The organism is Microcoleus sp. OTE_8_concoct_300 (assembly GCF_031383065.1).
Classification (GTDB): Bacteria; Cyanobacteriota; Cyanobacteriia; order Cyanobacteriales; family Microcoleaceae; genus Microcoleus.
This window is the reverse complement of sequence record NZ_JANMZH010000361.1, coordinates 1-20,473: the sequence shown is the minus strand read 5'-3', so window position 1 is coordinate 20,473 and position 20,473 is coordinate 1. Positions and strand designations below refer to the sequence as shown.

General features: G+C 45.4%; 11 protein-coding genes and 1 CRISPR repeat array. Of the genes, 2 read left to right on the top strand and 9 right to left on the bottom strand.

Features of this window, described 5'->3' with window-relative positions; all coding sequences use genetic code 11:
* Positions 1 to 1,244 precede the first annotated feature (1,244 nt).
* Positions 1,245 to 2,102: a CRISPR direct-repeat array (repeat unit 36 nt; unit sequence GTTTCCATTCAATTAGTTTCCCCAGCGAGTGGGGAG).
* 498 nt (positions 2,103 to 2,600) lie between these two features.
* Genes ACUVJL_RS16235 through ACUVJL_RS16210 form a run of 6 tightly spaced genes read right to left on the bottom strand, consistent with a single transcriptional unit; the run spans position 2,601 to position 9,636 of the window.
* The gene (locus ACUVJL_RS16235; RefSeq protein ID WP_445246794.1) at positions 2,601 to 4,190 is read right to left on the bottom strand and encodes a hypothetical protein; all 1,590 of its coding nucleotides are present in this window, start codon (positions 4,188 to 4,190) and stop codon (positions 2,601 to 2,603) included.
* A gap of 2 nt (positions 4,191 to 4,192) precedes the next feature.
* Entirely contained in the window at positions 4,193 to 5,821 is a 1,629-nt protein-coding gene (locus ACUVJL_RS16230) for a hypothetical protein (protein ID WP_445246793.1), read from the bottom strand.
* A complete protein-coding gene (locus ACUVJL_RS16225; protein ID WP_445246792.1) occupies positions 5,814 to 6,242 on the bottom strand; it encodes a hypothetical protein in 429 nt (142 codons plus the stop codon). The genes ACUVJL_RS16230 and ACUVJL_RS16225 overlap by 8 nt, the downstream gene beginning before the upstream one ends.
* Before the next feature lie 3 nt (positions 6,243 to 6,245).
* Entirely contained in the window at positions 6,246 to 7,091 is an 846-nt protein-coding gene (gene cmr4 / locus ACUVJL_RS16220; RefSeq protein WP_445246791.1) for a type III-B CRISPR module RAMP protein Cmr4, read from the bottom strand.
* On the bottom strand, positions 7,091 to 8,086 hold the full coding sequence (locus tag ACUVJL_RS16215; protein ID WP_445246790.1) for a CRISPR-associated protein: 996 nt from the start codon (positions 8,084 to 8,086) through the stop codon (positions 7,091 to 7,093). Before ACUVJL_RS16215 ends, cmr4 begins: the two co-directional genes overlap by 1 nt.
* A complete protein-coding gene (locus tag ACUVJL_RS16210) occupies positions 8,053 to 9,636 on the bottom strand; it encodes a Cas10/Cmr2 second palm domain-containing protein (protein WP_445246789.1) in 1,584 nt (527 codons plus the stop codon). The genes ACUVJL_RS16215 and ACUVJL_RS16210 overlap by 34 nt, the downstream gene beginning before the upstream one ends.
* 248 nt (positions 9,637 to 9,884) lie before the next feature.
* Between ACUVJL_RS16210 and ACUVJL_RS16205 the strand changes: the two genes are divergently transcribed.
* Together ACUVJL_RS16205 and ACUVJL_RS16200 are read left to right on the top strand one after the other, a co-directional pair.
* A complete protein-coding gene (locus tag ACUVJL_RS16205; RefSeq protein WP_445246788.1) occupies positions 9,885 to 10,538 on the top strand; it encodes a hypothetical protein in 654 nt (217 codons plus the stop codon).
* Between the two features lie 81 nt (positions 10,539 to 10,619).
* Complete coding sequence (locus ACUVJL_RS16200) at positions 10,620 to 11,063, top strand: hypothetical protein (RefSeq protein WP_445246787.1); 444 nt, start codon at positions 10,620 to 10,622, stop codon at positions 11,061 to 11,063.
* An 83-nt stretch (positions 11,064 to 11,146) separates the two neighbouring features.
* Here ACUVJL_RS16200 and ACUVJL_RS16195 read toward each other — a convergent pair whose 3' ends face one another.
* The 3 genes from ACUVJL_RS16195 to ACUVJL_RS16185 form a co-directional block, all read right to left on the bottom strand.
* Positions 11,147 to 15,766 (bottom strand): response regulator, encoded by a 4,620-nt coding sequence (locus ACUVJL_RS16195; protein ID WP_445246786.1) that lies wholly within the window; start codon positions 15,764 to 15,766, stop codon positions 11,147 to 11,149.
* Between the two features lie 863 nt (positions 15,767 to 16,629).
* Positions 16,630 to 19,731 (bottom strand): MFS transporter, encoded by a 3,102-nt coding sequence (locus ACUVJL_RS16190; protein ID WP_445246785.1) that lies wholly within the window; start codon positions 19,729 to 19,731, stop codon positions 16,630 to 16,632.
* A gap of 295 nt (positions 19,732 to 20,026) precedes the next feature.
* Positions 20,027 to 20,473 (bottom strand): zinc ribbon domain-containing protein (locus ACUVJL_RS16185; RefSeq protein WP_445246784.1); only part of this gene is annotated, 447 nt, incomplete at its 5' end.

Below are 20,473 nucleotides of genomic sequence, written 5' to 3'. Positions count from 1 at the left end.
TTGAGTTTTTTAGCTGTTTTGATGTAAAGAGATTTGGCGTACTCAGTCAGTTTCATGATAGATTTTAGAGACATAAGATAGGCTGCACACTGAAGTTATCTTTCTGTTATTATAGGATCATTCATTCTGTGGGACTCTCTAGATTGTCTGCTGGTATTAAATATTATTCGTAAAACCCGCCCCTACGATAGCGTGTAGGGGCGGGTTTCACCAACAATTTATGTGAAACACTAACAATCTCAAAAACCTGCCCCCACCCAACTTGAGGATGTCGAGCGTTTCCATTCAATTAGTTTCCCCAACGAGTGGGGACTTCACAGAAATCTGGGGAATCCCGGTCGCTGGCGAAATGAAGTTTCCATTCAATTAGTTTCCCCAACGAGTGGGGAGTAAATGAGGATGAAACCGAACTTTTAGAATTTCTGCAAAAAGGTTTCCATTCAATTAGTTTCCCCAGCGAGTGGGGAGTTTAGAGCTTTTGCTGCTGTAGGTATACGTGCATGGTTTCAAGAGTTTCCATTCAATTAGTTTCCCCAGCGAGTGGGGAGTGTTTAACGTTAATTTCCGTGGCTGCGATCGATTGTTTCCATTCAACCAGTTTTAAAAGATTTAGGTTTGCAGAATGCTGAGATTTTCAAAACAGCCGACGATTGGGTTTTGGTAACTCGAAAATAAGCGATCGCGTGTGCCCAAATTCTCGTAGGGGCGGGTTTCACCAACCATCTATGTCAGAAACCAACAATATAATAAACCCGCCCCCACCCAACGACTGAGAATACTTATATTTTGCCCCGATTATGGGGCTTTTTTTTGTGCTTGTTAATTCTTCGCAACTAGGATTGATTGCAGAAATTTGAGTTGTAAAAGTTTGTCTTTGGAGTTTTCCAGAGCTTAAAAATTTAGAGCTTTTGGCACTACAGAAGGCTCTGATTTTTTTATTTCTGTTTGCGGTGTCGGGGGGGGTCGAAGCCTCCTTCGATTCCGCATTAATAGAAGACTTCGACACACTTTGTCTTAGCTATGTATTTCTAGCAAGTGACAAGTTAACTTGCTAGACAGTACCGTAACCCTTCGGCTGGGGGATAGGACGATGCCTTAAAGACGTTATTCTATGCGGTAGAGGCGTCCCCTAAAGGCATCCCCCCAAAACTAGACTATTAGAAATCTAGTCTTTTGTCAACAGCTATTTATGGTTTCCCTTAAACTGTCGCATTAATAGAAGACTTCCACTAATTTTGTTTTAGCGTTTCCATTCAATTAGTTTCCCCAACGAGTGGGGAGTTCAATTAATCCTTATTAGGGATGCCCTAAATTGTAGTTTCCATTCAATTAGTTTCCCCAACGAGTGGGGAGTCTGCTATTGCGAATCAAGTCAAAAGTTTTGGCGTAGCTGAGGAGTTTCCATTCAATTAGTTTCCCCAGCGAGTGGGGAGGGGTTTGCGACTTCAGGATATCTACGAGCGCAAGTTGTTTCCATTCAATTAGTTTCCCCAGCGAGTGGGGAGCCAGGCTCAAGGTTGACTACTGCGCCCCCTGTACCGAGAGATGCCTGTTTCCATTCAATTAGTTTCCCCAGCGAGTGGGGAGGTGTTAGAAACAAACGCTAAGGAGGCGACTTCCGGGTTTCCATTCAATTAGTTTCCCCAACGAGTGGGGAGAGAAGAAGGCAAATTAAAGATTGAGGCATCAGTTATTAAGTTTCCATTCAATTAGTTTCCCCAGCGAGTGGGGAGTCTAAATTCATCGGAGAGAATGTTAAGGGACAGATGTTTCCATTCAATTAGTTTCCCCAGCGAGTGGGGAGTCCAAGCATGACTGCGCGGAGTTCGTATCGTTCGCTGCCGGTTTCCATTCAATTAGTTTCCCCAGCGAGTGGGGAGGGTGTATCCATAGACGAGCAGTTCGCCTACTCCTTCATGGAGTTTCCATTCAATTAGTTTCCCCAGCGAGTGGGGAGAAGAAGATATTTCCTTCTCGCGGTTTATGGAACTGTTTCCATTCAATTAGTTTCCCCAGCGAGTGGGGAGTTTTAGTTACACCAAAGGATTTACTTGGGGCGATCAAGTGTTTCCATTCAATTAGTTTCCCCAACGAGTGGGGAGTCCTCTATGATACACCCAAGACAGCGCAAGGTATCTAGAGGCCATTTGCGAGGCTCAGATATTTTTTGTGAAACTCACTCCTGTGTTCGCTCACAATAAACCCTGAAACCCTTACCCACTAAAGCTGCGAGGCTCGCGACCGAAAAAGGTCGTTTGAGCTAATTTACCGCCAGCCTCGCAACCTTAGCTAAATAATCACTTACCCAGGTGCTTTTGTCACCTGTGCTCCCACTCCCAAAACCTCCACCTGTCCCAAAGTATGGCGCGACACCGCATAAAACCGGATGCTGCGATATATCAATTTTAGCTTTGGAAGTTGTTATACCAATTTAATGTGAAGTTGCACATATCTCGATCCCCCTAAATCCCCCTTAAGAAGGGGGACGAAAGATCGGGATCTTGTCCCCCCCTTATTAAGGGGGGCTAGGGGGGATCGGATTCTACGGGACCTCATAAAAAATTGGTATTAGGGCCGATCGCCCGCACAATATTGAATCTTTAATTTAATCGCAAAGAAGCTGCTAGAGATTGCAGTTTTTGGTCTATCTTTTCTCTATCAAACTTCAAACCCAAACGTTTTAACTCCCCCATCAGCGGATCTTTGACCAATGAGTCGTAAGTTTTCACCACATCACTAGAAGAGCTAGGTTTCACATTTCCTGACAAATATTCACATACCTCAGCCGCCTTCATACCCCGCAAATTATGCATAAGTTGATTGCGGAGGTCGTCATCACTATTTCTATATCCGCACGACCATTTCAACAAAGACCAAGGTTTAAAATTCGGGTCTAAATTTTGCAGCCAAGCTAATAATCCATAATTGCGGTTGGTAACTTGAAACTGTTGGTTTTCCGCTTTTGTGTTTCTCTGATCCACAATTTTATTAAGTAATTCTGCCGGAAAACATAGTTTTCGTAAAATCTCTTTCTTGACAGCCATGCTTTCAGACTCCACCGACTTAATTAGAAATAATCCGTGAGAATACCATTCTACAAAGGTTTTTACTTCTTGAGAAGAACCGTTTAAAGTAAAAGTATCATTTACTTTTTCTATTTGTGACAATACAGCCACCTTCAGAAAAGTTTCTTGAGCCGCAGCAAGCAAAGCAATTCCTAGCAGATAATTGCTTTGCTTGAAAAAGATTCTAATTAATTCAACTGCATCCACAATTCGCTGGGTAGCTGCTTCAAGACTAAACTCGTCTTCTCCCGATTCAAGAGAACGGTTGAGATTAAAAAAATCAACAATTTGGGTGATATTGTCAATAACCTGAGTATCAATCCTACCTTCAGCTTGCTCTGATTCTAGCAGCTTTAGAGCAGCACCAGGAGAACCAGACTCAATTAATCCCTTTGCTTGCTGCACCTGAATTCCTTTGAGATATTGAGAAGCGTCAATAAATTTAGTCAAGCTGGGGTTATACTCATTACTAACGACAAATTTAACCTGCTTACCGAATCTCGCCAAACTCACAAACTGGACAGCCGAAGAAATAGCCGGAGTTCCCGCCTGATGGCTGACATAGACAGTGGTATTTTTGTCAATCTCTAAACTGGAAAAAGCTTGCTGAACAAGCACCAGTGCTCGATCCCAATTATCTAATCCCTCGCTTTGAGATTGGGGTTTTAATACCCTTGAGTAATCAATGTTTTCACTTGTGACTTTGGGAAAGTTTATCTTAAAATATGCCTCAAATATTGGTTTAAGCGTGCAAGTATCCTGCCAATAAGGACTTTTATCTAATCTCCTATCTTCCTCATTAAAAACCGCTTCCTGATCGGTCCGAATCACAATTATTTTGTCAGGATTTGTTTTGCCTTTCTCTAACAGCTTTGCCGAAAAAGCATCAAGAAGCGGAAAGTGCAAATCCTCATAATATTCATCTGTTAACTGGCTGCCATAAACCATCCCCATCGCTCTAGCTGGTACAATGAAAGGTTCGTCCTCATCAGGATTCGGCGGTTGTGTAGGTTTAAAAGGGCGATCGTATAATTGACTTTTCACCTTTTTAAACAAAGTTTTCCAATTGCCATCAGTTTTGAGCTTGACATCGCTGCTGCCAGTTGTCACAATCCAGATATTCATAATTATTCCTCAATTGGCCAAAGTTTGATAAAGTCGCTAGTGCTATCTAAATAGTCTAGAAAATCTTCAGTTGATTCGGATTCATCAGGAAAAATAGTCAGTAACTCCACATACTCTTTGGTGGATTTTAGTTGACCATTTGTAGTAGTATAGCGCGGATACATTCGATGCCAAATGCAACCTATTTGACCGATTTTACCAGTTAGCACTGAATTTTTAATTGATTGTTCTCCCAAGTATGGGCCGTGAAACCATCGAACAGCTTTACTATCTAGCTGATTTTTAGCAATTCGACCCCAAACTTCAACTTTTTTTGGATGCCATGCTTCCCGCCAACTGCTGATTGAACTACTCAGTGTTTTCTTCTTTAAATTTACCCACTGTTTTAGGCTTTTCTGAAAAGTATTCAGAAAATTAGTAATATCACTCAATTCATTCACAGGACAGCAGAGACTCTTTGATTTTTCTCCCAACTGCCAATGACACCCAATCATCGGGTTATGATTACCAGTTAGGTACTCTTTAAAAAACAGGCGATGGTCAACTCGTCGCCACGATTTACCAAAACCTCCAAATAGCAGAGAGAATTTTATCAATTGAGGAATCAAGACTTTCAAGTTTTTTCTTTGTTGTTCAGCCTTAGCCGTCATGCAAAGAATATTGAGCGTCCCGTCCACTAGCTCATAAGTAGGCATGACATTAGTGCCGTAACTGTAGCTATCTAAATCTAATTCTACAGCATTAAATGCTATCCCCAGTAAGCCAACAATTGCCCCATTTTTACCAGCAAATCCCCCCCATAGTTCTTTAGTCAATTCTTCAGCAGAATTTTCATCAGTAAGGCCACTGAATAAGCGCAAAGTATGACCCCGCAAACCAGCTTTAAACATATTAGGCCGAAATTCGCCTGTTTTGTCTATTAACTGAGAGCCTAAACCTTGACCCTTTAATTGTATGCTGAGCAGATTACTATTGCCGTGCTTTCTCGGTTGACCGTAACCAGCGCTAACCCTAGAACCAATGCCACGTTCCATTGCTTTTTCCCAAATTTCCCAGATAGTTGTCCATTCTTCCTCGCTGAGTTCTACTGTGCTGGAAATGCCAAAAACTAAAGTGGGCTGATGCAGAGATATCTGGATAAAAGCACTGTGGCTACCATTCTTTTTGACTTGCCATTCCTCTTGGGGATGAACAACATCTACTAGAGATTTTTTAGTCCAGTCTCCATCTGCGGGATAGCCACCATGAAAGCGTAAAATTCCAGGTTTCGTGTCTTTTTGGGAAAGTTGACCGCCACAATATTTCATTGCTTGTTCATCAGTGCAAGTACGCAGGAACGCGCCTTTCATACTAGAACCGGGATATAACGGCCAACCTTTTGTACCAGTTACAGGGCGGATGACTCCCTCATCTTGACCGCTATTAGAAACAAATCGCCAAGTGATTTTAAACGCTTGAGTTTGAATTGTCTTTGAGTCAAAGTCGGGAACTTCTTTGGAAACACCAGCGATCCATTCTTTAGCCCAGTCATAAGCTTGTTGTCTAGGTGCCTTGGGAATTAAGCGCTGAATCTGACAGCGCCCTTCTATTTGGGCGCGAAACATCAAAGGAATATCATCGCTATCACTCATCTTCTTCACCTCCAGAATTGCTGTTACTATTAGTAGGTTTATACCGCTGAGTCCACCAAACCATACTGTCGCAAAGTTGAGTCAGCACCGCTATAGCTACTTTCCGCTGTTCTACAGGAAAATCCCACAATTTATCGGCCATAATTTTAATGGCTGCTGTATCCTCAGAACTGACATTATCATTGGGAATTTTAACACCCGCATTTGCCATAATTTTGACTAGCGCTTTCCAAGTATCCCGCCAATAATCAGCCTTATCTCGATCCTTGACTAACCGAAACTGTTCTCCCCAAAATCGCTCTAAACCGTAAGCAACTGCAACGCGCATTTTGTATGCTTGATTGAGAGCGTCTTTTTTGTCACGATATTTGACAACTAAATCGTGAGCCTCTTGGTCTAATCTGTAAGATTCCCAAGCCATAAATTATACCTCCTTTAAGGTTAGATAGCAGTGACCGAAACCAATTGATTCTAAACCGCCGAGATAGATGTCGGTGCCAGTAGACGCGCCAAAAGGTTGCCATGTCTCTTGGTTTTCTTTGAGGGCGATCGGAAATACTAAAATTGTGCCTTCTGGCAAAGCTTCAGTATTAAAAAAAGCTCCTTTTTTAGCCTTTTTTTCCTCTTTGTCTAAGGCAACTCGACTCTGACGATATAAGGCCATATCGTGAATCATCGCAATTTCATCGTCAGCCACAACAACGGCTGGCAATTCCTCTCCTAAAGGAAACCAAGCAGACAAATCCTGAGTTTTCTCAACTGTTAAAAAGCCAAAGTTAAAAAATAGCTTTGGTGTGCCATTTACGTCGAGAGCTTTTAAGGTTTGAGAACCTGTGTATTTGAGATTATCAATTAAAGATAGCTTGATATCTTTAAGCTTTGTCTTATCCTTCAATGTTACGAATTCTCCAGCAATTCGCTGATAGCGTTTCAGCAAACGAGGACAAGTTACCCAGACAATTGGTTGACCGGGACAAAATACTGGCAACCACAGCAGCGAAGCATATTCAAACTTAACTACAGACTCAGTGGTACTGTCTGGTTTTCCGGATTCTGCTTCCTGACCGTACCATTTATTAGCTTCAGTTTCTCCCAGACTGCGGCGGATTTCCGATCGCAATCTTCCCCGAATCGAACTACCGGGAATAATGCCAGTTTGAGTAAACTGGTCGCGGAAAATTAAGTTTAAGTTGCCGCTTTCTTCACCAGCCGTTGCTCCCACATGAAGAGGAGCAAGGGTTTCAATAATACCGTAAGCTTTTTTGTACATTATTCAACTCCTTGAATTTCAATTGGCAAACACAAGCCGCATCCAACTTGTTTCAGGCTAAAACCTTCTTTGGGAAACCAACTTTCGGGGAATTCCCACCAAGTTTTATCTAAAGGTTCTCTGAGAAGATAGACAGTTCCGGGAGGAACTGCATAGCGTCCCCGTCCCATTTGTCCTTTCGCGCGGTAGCGATAGGAAATGGGTTTATCTGTGAGCATATCCGGTCGTTTTTGGGAGAAATCTTCATTTTTAGGATAGCGGTATGAAAACTTGTTAGAACCCCAAACTCCCGGTGTTATCAAAGCAAATGAGCGCTGAATTGGTTGGCGTAAAAGTTTGACAATGGGACTGTCATCATCCAGTAGAACGCTCTTGATTTCTACTAAATGATTTTCGCCACCAAAGCGATACCAACCATCTGCTAAAGGATGAGTTGAGAGATAAACCAGACAACATTCATCATCCATCTGCACGGAATTTTCCAGAAACAAACCATCTTCTGCTAAAGTACAGCGTTCGTCATCTTTTGTTTTGGGATGCAAGATGGGGACGTATTTCCAAGGAATATCAGCAACATCGCCATTTTTCTTAATGGTAGCAGTCTTATTTACCCAAGAATTAACGGTTTGCCAGCTATACTCAGGATCTAAATCTTCGGATTCGCGATGCCATTTCCCAGATTTCATTTTCCATTCATCCACCCCTTTTTTAGAAATAATTTTGTGCCAAGGAATGGGGACGTAAAAGTATTCAGGATCGTCTGATTTTGCCCAGAATGGGCCAGCGACAAACAAATTATCACTAAGTTCTTTTGGAGAAATATAGGACTTAACTTTGTTGGTGCTGAAAAATAGACCGGAGAGAGTAGCTGCTTCTGGAGGGAATTTTGCCCCAGAACGTCCGACTAGATTTTCGGGCGATAAAAATCCGCCAGAACTCCCGTACATAAATCCTAAAGGACTTATAGTGATGAGATATTTGAACATAGCTGCCATCCGACATTTATTAGGTCACTAATCCAGTAAATAATTTGTTTGGATTGTTCTGGATTTGGGTAATCGCCGACGATGTGCTTCCAGTTTTTTTCTAAGTTCTTCTCGTCTTGAAAGTAAAGTTGAAAAAGAGCTAAAGCTAATTCATCGTCTGGGCTGTTTTCCTTGGGATTAAAACTAATAGCGTGACGATTTTTTAGATGAGCTAAATCTTTGTAAACATGACTCCAGTTTGGCTTTCGATCCCAGCTTTTGCCGTCCCGGTCTTTGTATTGTTTGAGAATGTGCAAATAATCCCAAGGACAAGTCCACTGCACGTATTGACCGCTGTTAAAAACTACTCGAATTGTAAGGCGATCGCGCCCCAAACTTTTCGCGCGTTTTTCGGCTTCTCGACAGTGTTGAAGAATATCTCGCTGCGGCACCCTATGACCAGCCCAAACAAAACCAACACTTAGGTTAATATCCTGTCCGTGCTTTTTCCATTCATCGGACAATCCCATTAACCATTCTAATGCCTCTATAGGTTCTGGGGGATTTTCCGGTTTGCTGCTGTAAATTATTCCCAAGAAATCATCGCCACCTGCATAAACAACTCGCCCTTTATCTTCAGGGAAATTCTCCATAAATTCCTTTCCCCAATTCCGCATGGCTTCGCTGAAATTTTTTAGACCTTTATCTCCTTCTTTTTGAGCAATATCCTGAAGTTTTTTGCCAACTCTGTCGCCATCTCCCATAAACCAACCCGTCCACTGTCCCACTCCCTCTTTCGGCATCCTAATCAAATCGCTAAATGCTGTTTCATTCCCCTTATTTTGCAGAGTTTCCATGCCGAGACTCTTAGCAATATCTTCGCGAGTAACTAAGCGCTTGACTAACTCAGGGATGCTCAATCTTTCATTAGGTGCTAGAAATTTTCCTTCGGGTTTGCCATCTGGGGGAAGGTTTTCTAAGACACAGGAAAGACGTTGATAGAAATCCTTAAGTTCAGCTTTTTCTGTATCGGATAGCTGCCGCCCTGGTTCTCGATGTTCTAAACCTAAACGCGGCCAGGCGATCGCATCTGTGCCAGTCAAACTCGAACTGTCGCCAATCCAGTTAATCGCCGTCCAATCGCGCCGCAATTTGCGAGTTTCTAAATTTTTCATCGCAGATTCTATCGAATCTCCGTGTCCCCAAAATATCTCCCAAGTATACAAACCCCATCGCATCCACTCTTGCTGCCAAAAGTATTCCTCTTTAGGAGGTACTTCTCGTTCTATCCAAACTCGACATTCATTTAATATTTCTTGCCATGACTTCTGAAGGGTATTTGCCACGTCATTCCTGGAAAATTCCCCTTTGCCTTTCAGAAGTATGCGATTGGGCATTCCTTTCTGGATGTTCGGGGAACCGGGAGAAATGACTTTTAAACCTGATTTTTCGGCTTGCTTTACTAGCTTGTAACTCAGATAAGACAGAATCAGTGAAGCCCCAAATAAATCTCGGAGTTTGCGGGATTTCTCGATAAAGCCTTGAACGGGGGCAAAGCCGATCGCAGTGTATGCAGACATAAATTCAATTTTAAGGCGGGCAATGCCCACCTGAATGCTGCTGGTAGTGTCCCAAGTCGCTAACTGCTTAAGTTCTACTCAAGTCAATATATCAGCCGAGCCAGCTTCATGTCTTCAGATTGACAATATTTATCAAACTTGTTGCGAAGCCTAAAAGTCTGTAAATAATACTCTCCAGACCTTTCTATATGTTTATGTCAATATTGTCTTTTACTTGACTTTTAATCAACTTACCCGATCGCCCAATCATGGCAAAAAAACCAACCCCTCACCCCTACGCCGATCGACTAACGTTCGATCGCATCATGATCCTCATCGCGACATTAGTAAACCATCCCGGAATCGGACACTCGGACACCGAAACATCCGACAGTAAATATCACGATGCTTTACTAGAAGTTCAATCTCAATTACAGAAAATTGCCGCCGAATTCAACATCGAATTTCCCGAAAACTATCCCGCAACTCCCACAATTCGCAAAGATTTAGAAACTTTGCGCCACTACGGAATCCTCGACAAAAGAATGTATCGCTTCGGATATTATCTCGGCACCGGCGCAATGAATCGCGAAGAACTACTATTCGCATTTCAAGCAATAGCATCTCAAGCCAAATATCAGGGAAATCCCCAAGCCCGCAAAATTTGTGAAAAACTCACTAAACTGTTGCGCGGATTAGATATCGAACTCAAAGGTCAATTGTTTTATCCCGTTCGCGAACACCTAAATCGTGCGATTATTTACACCGATCCTGTAGAAATGCTCGATCGCCAAGAATATCGGAATACCCTATTTCACAAACTAGATATTGTAGAAACAGCAATTGTTCGAGGCCAGGCGATCGAACTTTACCGTCAAGATGATTATTACGGTAAAGGCAAGGTCGGTTTCCGGAGAATTTGACCCCTGCAACTGATCTATCACGATATCGCTTGGTACCTGATTTGCGAAGATTGCGAAAACGGACACTTAAGCGTAGAACGGGTGAATCGCTTTAGTGACTACTGCGAAATTATCGATTCAGAAGGGCGTGGTTTAGCCGTACAGGAACACCCTTTGAAAATAGCTCAAAAGTTGTTAAAAAACGGCTGGGGGCTGTTATTGGGCAAGCCAGAGCAACAGCAAGCCGAATTGCAGGGTCAACTGAAGTTAGAAAAAGTGAAAGTGCGGTTTTTTGAGAAAGTAGTGGGATTTATTTTAGAAGGCGATCGGCGGCATCCGCGACAAAAGATTAAAGAAGGCCCGAGGGATAGTTTTGGCAAAGTGGTTTATGTGGATTATCAGATCGATTTGCCCGATCGCTCCCTGAACGAATTTAGTCTGTGGGTGAACAGATATATGGATAGTGTCCAAGTGCTTTCCCCGCCGAGTTTGGTAGAAAAACACCGACAAGCAGGGAGAGATTTGATCGATCGATACAGCTTGTAATCCTAGGGAGGGTTTCACCAACCATCAATGCCTATGCCTAAAACCAACCATATCAAAAACCCTCCCCCACCTACGAACAATAGTTAGTTATCACTTGTTAATGATTCTGTGCTTGTTTCGCTGTACTGCCTTTCTATTTTCAACGCCGTTTCGACTCTTTGATACTCGGCCTCAACCTCTTCTAAAAGTGCGCCGGCTGGAGCAGGTAAAGGCTTGTTCGCCTCTGTTCCCATGCGGCCCATGATTTCGAGTTCCTCGCACAGCTCAAACAAGCGAAAAGCACCGAGAGTACCGCTAATCGACTTCAAAGAGTGAGCCGATCGCCGCAAAGCCAGCGGATCGGCGTTGCCCAGGGCTATAGAGATGCCTCGCAGCAGTTCGGGAGCTGTTTCGAGGTAAATCTCTATCACCTCGTCCAAAGCTTCCACTTCTCGCAGTTCCTCTATAATCTTGGCACTCAGGGAAGCGCCGTTCACTGACAAAGCCTGATCGAGATTTGATGCACCCCACCCGACGACGGCGGGCGAATAGGGAATTGTCAGTTGTGGATTTCCCGCAACAGCCCCATTCGATCCCACTTCTAATTCACTTGTTACTTCAATCTGTTCGGGCTGTGAGTTCAAACAAACAATCGGCTGCGGGATCTCGAACTCCCCATTCGAGCGAGATTTACACGCGCTCAAAGCTCGCACCAACTGCTCAATTGCGATCGGCTTGCTCAAATAGTCGTCCATCCCTGCCGCCATACACTCTTCGCGATCGCCTTGCATCGCATTTGCCGTCATCGCCACAATCCAAGGCCTCGTCGATTTTCGATTTTCGATTTTCGATTTTCGATTGTTAGATTCCTCAGTCGATTTTCGATTTTCGATTTTCGATTTTCGATTGTTAGATTCCTCGTCTGTCAATGGGGGATTTTCGATTTGGGATTTTCGATTTTGAGATTCCTCGTCAGTCAATTTGGGATTTTCGATTTGGGATTTTCGATTTTGAGATTGCTCATCAGTTGCGGAAACTTCTGATTCTCCACTGGGATTTTCTAAGGTTAAATCTCCTGAAAATTGCGATCGGATGCGGCGAGTAGCTTCCAGTCCGTCCATTTCCGGCATTTGCACATCCATCAGCACCACATCGTAAGGCTGGCGGCGCAAAGCTTCTAGCACTTCGAGACCGTTTCCCGCCACATCCGCACGATACCCCATCCGCTGCAAAATTTGCAAAGCCACCTTCTGATTCACCAAATGATCGTCAGCCAACAGAATCCGCAGGGGTAACTTCTCGGCCAGGAGGGGTATGCTTTGCAAGAAAGGCCCGCTGGTGCGCTGCCCTCTAAATTCTGTTGTCTCTTCCCCAAAAATATTGATTAAAACATTGTAAAGCTGAGATTGTTTGATCGGTTTATTCAAAAAAGCGGCAAAATCCGCCTCAATAGCTGCAGAGTTAATTTCTTGCCTGCCGATCGAAGTTAGCATGACTAACGGCAACTTTTGGCAATCTGGATATCGGCGAATTTGGGCAGCTAAAGCCAACCCGTCCATTTCCGGCATTTGCATATCCAAAACTGCCAAGTCAAACACCTCTTTAGCAGCGAGCCAATCTAAAGCCAAACGAGCCGAAGCTGAAGCCCTAGGCACCATTCCCCAAGATTGAGCTTGGAGAGTCAAAATTTGGCGGTTGGTAGCATTGTCATCGACAATTAAGACTCGCTTGCCAGCTAATTCTGGGTGAGAATTGCTCAAGTTAGCTGGCAAGGAACTGTTGCAGCCAGAAACGATCGTGCTGAAATAAAAAGTAGAGCCAACGGATTTGGCATTTTGCCCGATCGGCTTGTTGCTGAGTACAGATTTGCTAGAGCTATATTTTTCGGCAATTTCGCAAGATTCTCCCCATCCCAAATCAAAAACTGCCGATTTAAAATCTGCGGGAGGATTACCCGCCAGATTACCCATACTTTCCACCCACATCCTGCCGCCCATCATTTCGGCCAAACGCTTACTAATTGCCAAACCTAATCCGGTACCGCCATACTGCCGGCTCGTTGAAGAATCTACCTGGCTGAAAGATTTAAATAGCCGATCCATGCGAGAGCTCGGAATGCCGATACCGGTATCTTTAACCGCAAATTGTATTTCGTATGTTTGGTTAATTGCTAGCGGTTCGCCATTAATTGCTGGCGGTTCTTTAGCGTTGGTGGCCGTCGGCACTGAAATCTTTTTGGCAGTCACCGAAACCACCACTTCTCCAGCTTCGGTAAATTTCACAGCATTGCTGAGCAAGTTGATTAAAATTTGCCTCAAGCGGGTGCTGTCGCCGATCGCCGTTGCTGGTACTGCACGATCGATCAAGTAACCCACTTCCAGGTTTTTTTGTGCAGCCTTAGCAGCTACCAAGTCTAGAGATTCCTCAATGCAAGTGCGGATATCAAACGGATGTTCCTCCAAGTCCAATTTGCCCGACTCAATTTTCGAGAAATCTAGAATATCGTTAATCAGCGTCAGCAAGGCATCGCCGCTGCTGCGGATAGTTTCTACAAAATCGCGCTGTTCCCGAGTTAAGCGGGTATCCAGGAGCAAACCGGTCATGCCGATGACTCCATTCATCGGAGTGCGAATTTCGTGGCTCATGGTGGCTAAAAATTCGCTTTTGGCTCTAGTAGCCGCCAGTGCTTGATCGCGAGCTTTTGCCAAATCTAAGTCTGTTTGCTGGCGTTCGAGTTCGCTTCCCACCCACTGAGCCATCAGTTTCACCAACTCTCTGTCTACAACTCGGAAGGGTTCTGTCACAGGAGTCGGAGAAAAGAAGCACAGAGTGCCGTAAACTTCACCTGACACCGTGACGGGAATGCCCATGTAAGCTTCGATTTGGAAGGCTGGATCGTCCGTGTTGAAGGACAAACCCGAAAATCTCACCGACTCAAAGTAGATCGGTTCTTTTGCCATTGCCGTAGCCACGCAGAAGGTTTTTTCCAGATCGTAGATTTGTTCTTTGACGATCGACCCGTCGGGACACTCAACAGCCCTTATTTGATAGTTGTCGCCTTGAATGCAGGACAAAATTCCCGTGGACAGGCCTAAATGCCGGCATCCCATTGCCAGCAGTTCTTGGAGGCGCAAATCAAAGGTAGAAAGGTGGTTGAGGGGGTCTGTACGGGGAGCAGAAGTCACTTGGTACAAAGCTTTAATTGCAGCTTCGCTTTCTCGCAGTTCTTGTTCTGTTTGCTTACGCACAGTGATGTCGCGGGAAATGCCGATAATTTCTTGCACGGCGCCGGTTTGGGGATCGCGGATTGTGCGGCTGGTGGTTTCAAACCAAATGTATTGGCCATCTTTGTGGCGGATGCGGTAGCTGACGGTGTAAGTAACTGGGAGTGCCAGGACTTTCGAGTGAGCTTTGGCGATGGTTTCTAAATCGTCGGGGTGAAAATAATCGTTGGGGACGCGGCCGACGAGTTCCGAAGGTTCGTATCCCAGCAAAGCGCGGCTGGCGGGCGAGACGTAAATAAATATGCCTTCGGGGTCGTGTCTGGTGATCATGTCGGTTGAGTTGTCTGCCATCAACCGATAGCGGTCTTCTGTTTCATTACGCTCGACTTGAGAATTGCTCAATGCTTCTAGCATGAGGTTGATGGTGTCGGCTAAGCTTGCGAGTTCATCTCCTCCGGCCATATGAACCCGCAAGTCTCGGTCACCGTTGGCTGCGATGTTGCTGACGCTGGTGCTCAAGGAAGCCAATCTCGCCAAGACTAATTTTTCTAGCAACAGCAGGGTGAGCGCGCTAAATATTAAACCTACTCCCAGTGTTGATAAGGTAAACAGCTGCAAGGTAGCCTGACCTTGGCGGTAGATGATGCGCTCTGTCTCTACTCGCACCTGCAGCGCTAGGTTGCCGTGGATGTCACGAATCAGGGCGTATCCTGCGACTAAGGTATCGCTGAGCGGCTCCACTAAAATTTCTACTGATTTGAGGTTGGAAATTTTGAGTTTGATCTTTTCCAAATCCTGTTTAGATCGAGCCATCGCCTTGGCGCCGGGCCCGGAGTAGTTCCCGGCTCCCACTTTAAAATCTAAACTCGGCAATGTAAAATCCACTGACAGGTGAATCCGTTCTGAAAGTAAAGCGATTTCGCTGCTGTCGAGGTAGCGTCCCAGGATTAGCGTCCCGCGCGCCGGGCCTTCGGCGTTGCTGTTGAATATCGGCCTTGAAGCAATCAGCACCGTGCCTTCTGGCAAGTTGAGGACGGCTGTTTTGGCCGCGCGGCGAGATCCTCCTAATGTCGAGGAGTCTAGCAGCGCCTCTGTCAAGTGCTGTTTTAAGCTTTCGGGAATCGGGATTTCGGTTTGGGATGCAAGGTCGAAACCTTTGCTGAATCTCGTGTTACCGCTGGAGTCCAGCAGCACTAATAAGTTTAGTCTCAAGTAAACAAATGTCGAATCGACGAAATTTGACTTGACAAAGTTTTCGTCCGGTGTATTGACAAAAGAATAAGTATCGTCCCACTCGGCGTAATCTTGGGCGCTGGTGTTTAAACTCGACAATTCCTCATCTAATGCGTCCAAAGCCCGGGCAACATCCTGGCGGACGTACTGTGCCTCCAGGTTGTGAAAATCGTGCAGCAAAATGGTTGATGCAGTCGCATAGAGAACCATAATCAGGCTGATCAGCGCTGCACCGATGATTAATAGTGTTTTTTTTCGGAGTTGCATGGCGTCGCCCTCCTCACGGTGCTACTAGGCAACTAGCCCGGAGAGGTTTGAGACGTAGGTTGTTTAGCATTGGCGATCGCAAGGCCTGCGTGTTTTGACTGTTCTGGGCTGACGAAAGTAAAGCCCTTGGTATTTCCAAGGTATGCGGTATTTTGCCCCCTACAGTCAGTGTAGTATTTTGACGGCTTTAGTTTCCTATTATGCACAACCTATAACCTACAAGTTATGACATGACGATCGGCCTTTTCAAAAGAAACGGGCGATCGAACTCAAAACTGTTTACGTTTGATACTGACGCTGCCAGGGGTACCGGGCGGTTGAGGGAACAGGTGTGCTGGGTTGAGAACCCTAACTATTACTATACCTAAAAAATATTTAGGAGACAGCGGAGTGGCGCGTCGAGTTTGGCGCGCCAAAAGGTTCTCATTCCAGGAGCTTTTTTGATTTTTGTCGTTCTATAGCAATCCTTGCAATAATTGTGGAATGGGTCGAAAAGCCAATGAAAGCGTCGAAGCCTGAACCAGGTTGATAACTGAGGAAAAATTTTTTGCTATAGCAGAGGCAATTAATATCCGCAGACTTGGACTTTACATCCGGAAATAAAATATAAAATCAAAAAATGATGCTTTTCACTTTTCTATTTTGAAGGAATCAAAACTGCTAACTAAGATGTATAAATTCACAGTTGGCACTCTCCTCAATAAATCGGTAGGAGCGGGTTTACCAATAACCTTAAATCGTACCAACAAATTAAATAAACCCGTTCCCACTCCCGAGACAATCCTTTACTGACATTAGTGCCTGATCTCAGTATAAACTCACATCAGGCACTATCTGCAATCCGATCGCAACTTGAGTCTTTTTTATCGGATGACGGCTAAAGCACCGGCGCCTGCTGCTGCTGCGGCCGAGGTGAGAGCGGTAAAAAACAGCCACCAAGAGGCAACTTCTGCTGCTTTCCGGGTTTCTTCGGCTTGTTTTTCGGCTTGCACTTTGATGCTTTCGAGGCGAAGCTGCGCCTCTTGCTGCAAGCGTTCTGCTCTTTGCAAGACGCTGTTACGGCTTCTTTCAATTTGGTCGATCAAGCGGTTGGCATCTGCTTCGGAAATGTCCTCCCGGGAACTGATTAGTGCTACTAAAGTATCGCGGTTGAAATGACCCAGCCGATCGCGCAAAGCGTCAAATCCGGCTTGCGGGTCGTCAAATAACTTCCGCACGTCCCGCGTAATGCCTTCGTAGTTTAGTTCTGGGCGATCGAGGGAATTGAGGTAATCCCGAACTTTTCCGAGAATCCCGTCAATTACCGACTGAATACGCTCCTGTATTTTCTGAATTTGCAGTGCGAACTCGTCGCGCACCGACAAAATCCCATCGACAATGCGATTGGCTTCTGCTTCAGAAATATCCGGCCGCTGAGACAGCAGAGAAACAACTGTAGCTCGATCGATGTGTGACAGGCGCTCGCCCAAACTGTAAGCGCCGACTTTCGGGTCGTGTAGCAGCAGTTGCAAGTCGCGCTTGATGGCTTCGGGATTTAATTCATCCTTGCCCGTATTGCGCAAATAATCTTCTAAAACACCCTGAAAATCCTGCACTTGGGTTTGTACCCGCTTTGCCAAACGGCGCGGCGCTTTCACAATCGAGCCAAGAGTATCCTGCACTTGGTCGATAATTTGATTGACTTGTTCCTCGCTCAAATCTTGTCTCTGAGAAAGCAGTTTTACCAAAGTATCGCGATCGACTTGAGACAGGCGGCCGCGCAGCGCTAAAGCTCCTTCTTTGGGATTTTCCAGCAGTTTTGTCAAATCCCGCTTAATCCCTTCAGGATTGAGTTCTGATTTGCCAGTATTGCGCAGGTAATCTGCAAGGGCGGTGGTGCTTTGGTCGTACTGATCCTTAGCTTTTTGGGCCAACTTTTGCGGCGCCTGCAGCGCGCTGTGCCAAGTTTCTTCGGCGCTGTCGATCAGCTGATTTACTTGGTCTTCGCTGAGGTCTTTCCGCTGAGATAGCAATTTTACCAAAGTATCGCGATCGAACTTAGAAGCTCTAGATCTCAGAGCCCACATTCCCGCCTCCGGGTTGTCCAGCAGCGTTTTCAAATCGCGCTTGATGCCTTCGGGATTGAGTTCTTCTTTGCCCGTAGACTGCAAGTATTCTTGTACTCTTTGCCACTGGTTGTCTACTCGGACTTGCGCTGCTTCTTGCAGACCTTTAGCATCTGCTAAAACTACATCTCGCGTCCTTTCCAACTCTTGAACAATATGTTCTACTTCCTGAACTCCGAAGTTGTCGCGGCCTCTGAGAATTTGCACGAAACTGTCGTGGGAGTAAGGAGCAAGGCGATCGCGCAACTGTTCGTAACTAGCGTCGGAATCCTCTAAGATTTTTTTGAAATCGCTCCCGATACCTGCTGCTGTCAGTTCCTCTTTCGCCGTCAGCTTCAAATAAGTTTCCACCCGCCACTGCAAATCGCGAGCTTTTTCTTGCTCTTCGGCAAAGCTCACAGTTTGTAAAACTCGCTGTCTAATTGCTTCTAATTCCTGGGAAATTTCTTTAATTTTGTCTTGGGTAAAAACGCCTCTGCTGGCCAGGATTTCCGCAAAATTCGCCTGTTTTAGTTTTTCTAATTCGCGGCGCACAGTTCCCGGATCTGCGGTAGGATCGTAGAGCACATCACGAAATTCGCGCTCGATCGCTTGCGGGTTCATCTGCCACGAATAAGTATTGAGCAAGTAGTTTTCTACGTCGGCGCGAATTGGGCTGTAAGTTTGGGGTTCGCCTTTTACTTGAGCAGTAATTTTATCAGTTTGCAGGCTAACTTTGTCTTTAGCTGCTTTGAGCTGACCGACTACTTTTTCCACATCCAAGTCGGAAATATCCGTGCGACCCAATACTATTCCCATTAAAGCATTGACTGCCATTGTCGTTGCTTGGGACATCATGGTCGGGCTTTGTCCAGAATTTTGACCGCCCAGATTACCGAGGACTTTTTCTACCCTACTTGTTAGTGTATCTGAGACCAAATCTCCGGGTTTGGCAGATTTAAGATAGTCTACTAATTGGGCGATGCCGTCTGATTGCTGCCCTTGTTTTCCTACTTGTTTCCAAGCATCTTGGAGTTGGTCTACAATGCGGTTTACGTCGCGTTTTGATAAGTCCGATCGCGAACTTACTAAATCTACGAGAGTTTGCCGATCGAGACTCGGCAAATTTTCGCCAGCAATTGCTTTGAGTTGGGGATCGTTGAGCAATTTTTCAAATTCGCTGCGCATCCCTTTGATGTCTAATTCCGGCGGTTTGAGGCTTTGGATGTAATCTTCGACGTTTTCGCGCAAGCTTGTGGGGTCGATCGCGCTACCGAGTTCGTGGCCCACTGCTGCTGCTGCTGCTTTGGCTGTGGCGACGACTTGGTTGCTGGCTGCTTTGGCGCCGATGGCAGAGGCTGCGGTGCCGACAATCGCTTGAAAGCCTGATGTCGCGGTGTTGACGACGGAACCGATCAGGGAACCGACGGTGGTGGAGCTCACCCAGACGAGCATTGAGAAATAGGTTGCCCACACGACTAAACCGACGATCGCACCTAAACCGGGACTGCTAATCAAGCTGAGCTTAACTGCCAGCAAGCAAGCAAAGAATAAGGCGATGGTGACGGTGATTAGCGTCCAAGTACCTACCTTTCGGCCGATGTGGCGGACTGGCGAACTGCCACTATCCGACTGGTGGTCACCGTCGTCATGGGATTGTCCCATGTAGGAAAGGCCTGCAGCTACTGATAAATTTGTTAGCAACAGTTGGAAAGCGCAGGCAAGCACGACTCCAGCTATCAAGGCGATAAAAAATTGTGGCCCGGAATAGAGGAGTGCTGCGTCTTCTACTCTGTTTGTAGTAGTCTCCTGTACTTGCACTTGGGCGAGCCAGAACCCGATGTTATACAGTTGTGGATTTATTGGCAAATTTTGATACATAGTATATTCCTCGTTAACGGGTGGGTGCGCGCGATCTTTGGCGCGAGTTAACCAATGTATAGTTTTAGACTCATGCCCCCAATGGCAAGCATCCCCTTATTGACGAGCTAAAGCATCCCCCTACAGTTGGAATTGTAGATATATGTCTGCGGCAGGCTGTCACTTTAGGGATATTTGTGGTATGTAACTTGGCAGTTGTTAAGTTATTAGTTCTTAATTATGAGTAAAATGCGCTGCGGCGTACCCGAGATTGATAGTAGTAAGGGTAAGTCTGAGTGACTACTCCTACATCAAATCAAAGATTATGATGTAGGCTTCCAACATCGCTGCCGGATATTGCTGCCCTACGCCACTTATCTAGGCAAAAAGCCCCCGACAGCCCGACTTGACAGCCAATTTCTTTCCCCCAAAGTCCTTGGGTACTCAGTTGTTCATAGCCTCGGTTGCAGATTTCCTGCGCTGAGGCTATATCTCTATCAGCTTCATAACCGCATTCTGGGCAACTATGCCACCTATCTTCCAGTTCTTTTCTGACCACAATGCGACAATTGGGACAGGTTTGAGACGTTCCTTTGTGGTTAACTTCGGCGACATATACACCTCGTTGCTTGCCCACATAAGAAAGAATAGCTCTGAACTGTCCAAATGCTGCATCAATCGTGTGTTTACCTAAGGAATGAGAATTAAATAACTTCCACAAGTTTGTGGGATGGGCGTCCCGCCCGTCCAAAAAGGACGGGCG

Excerpts from the sequence above, each read along its gene's own strand:
- ACUVJL_RS16235 (WP_445246794.1), bottom strand. The coding sequence starts at position 4,190 with ATGAATATCTGGATTGTGACAACTGGCAGCAGCGATGTCAAGCTCAAA.
- ACUVJL_RS16230 (WP_445246793.1), bottom strand. The coding sequence starts at position 5,821 with ATGAGTGATAGCGATGATATTCCTTTGATGTTTCGCGCCCAAATAGAA.
- ACUVJL_RS16205 (WP_445246788.1), top strand. The coding sequence starts at position 9,885 with ATGGCAAAAAAACCAACCCCTCACCCCTACGCCGATCGACTAACGTTC.
- ACUVJL_RS16225 (WP_445246792.1), bottom strand. The coding sequence starts at position 6,242 with ATGGCTTGGGAATCTTACAGATTAGACCAAGAGGCTCACGATTTAGTT.
- ACUVJL_RS16210 (WP_445246789.1), bottom strand. The coding sequence starts at position 9,636 with ATGTCTGCATACACTGCGATCGGCTTTGCCCCCGTTCAAGGCTTTATC.
- ACUVJL_RS16190 (WP_445246785.1), bottom strand. The coding sequence starts at position 19,731 with ATGTATCAAAATTTGCCAATAAATCCACAACTGTATAACATCGGGTTC.
- cmr4 (WP_445246791.1), bottom strand. The coding sequence starts at position 7,091 with ATGTACAAAAAAGCTTACGGTATTATTGAAACCCTTGCTCCTCTTCAT.
- ACUVJL_RS16195 (WP_445246786.1), bottom strand. The coding sequence starts at position 15,766 with ATGCAACTCCGAAAAAAAACACTATTAATCATCGGTGCAGCGCTGATC.
- ACUVJL_RS16215 (WP_445246790.1), bottom strand. The coding sequence starts at position 8,086 with ATGGCAGCTATGTTCAAATATCTCATCACTATAAGTCCTTTAGGATTT.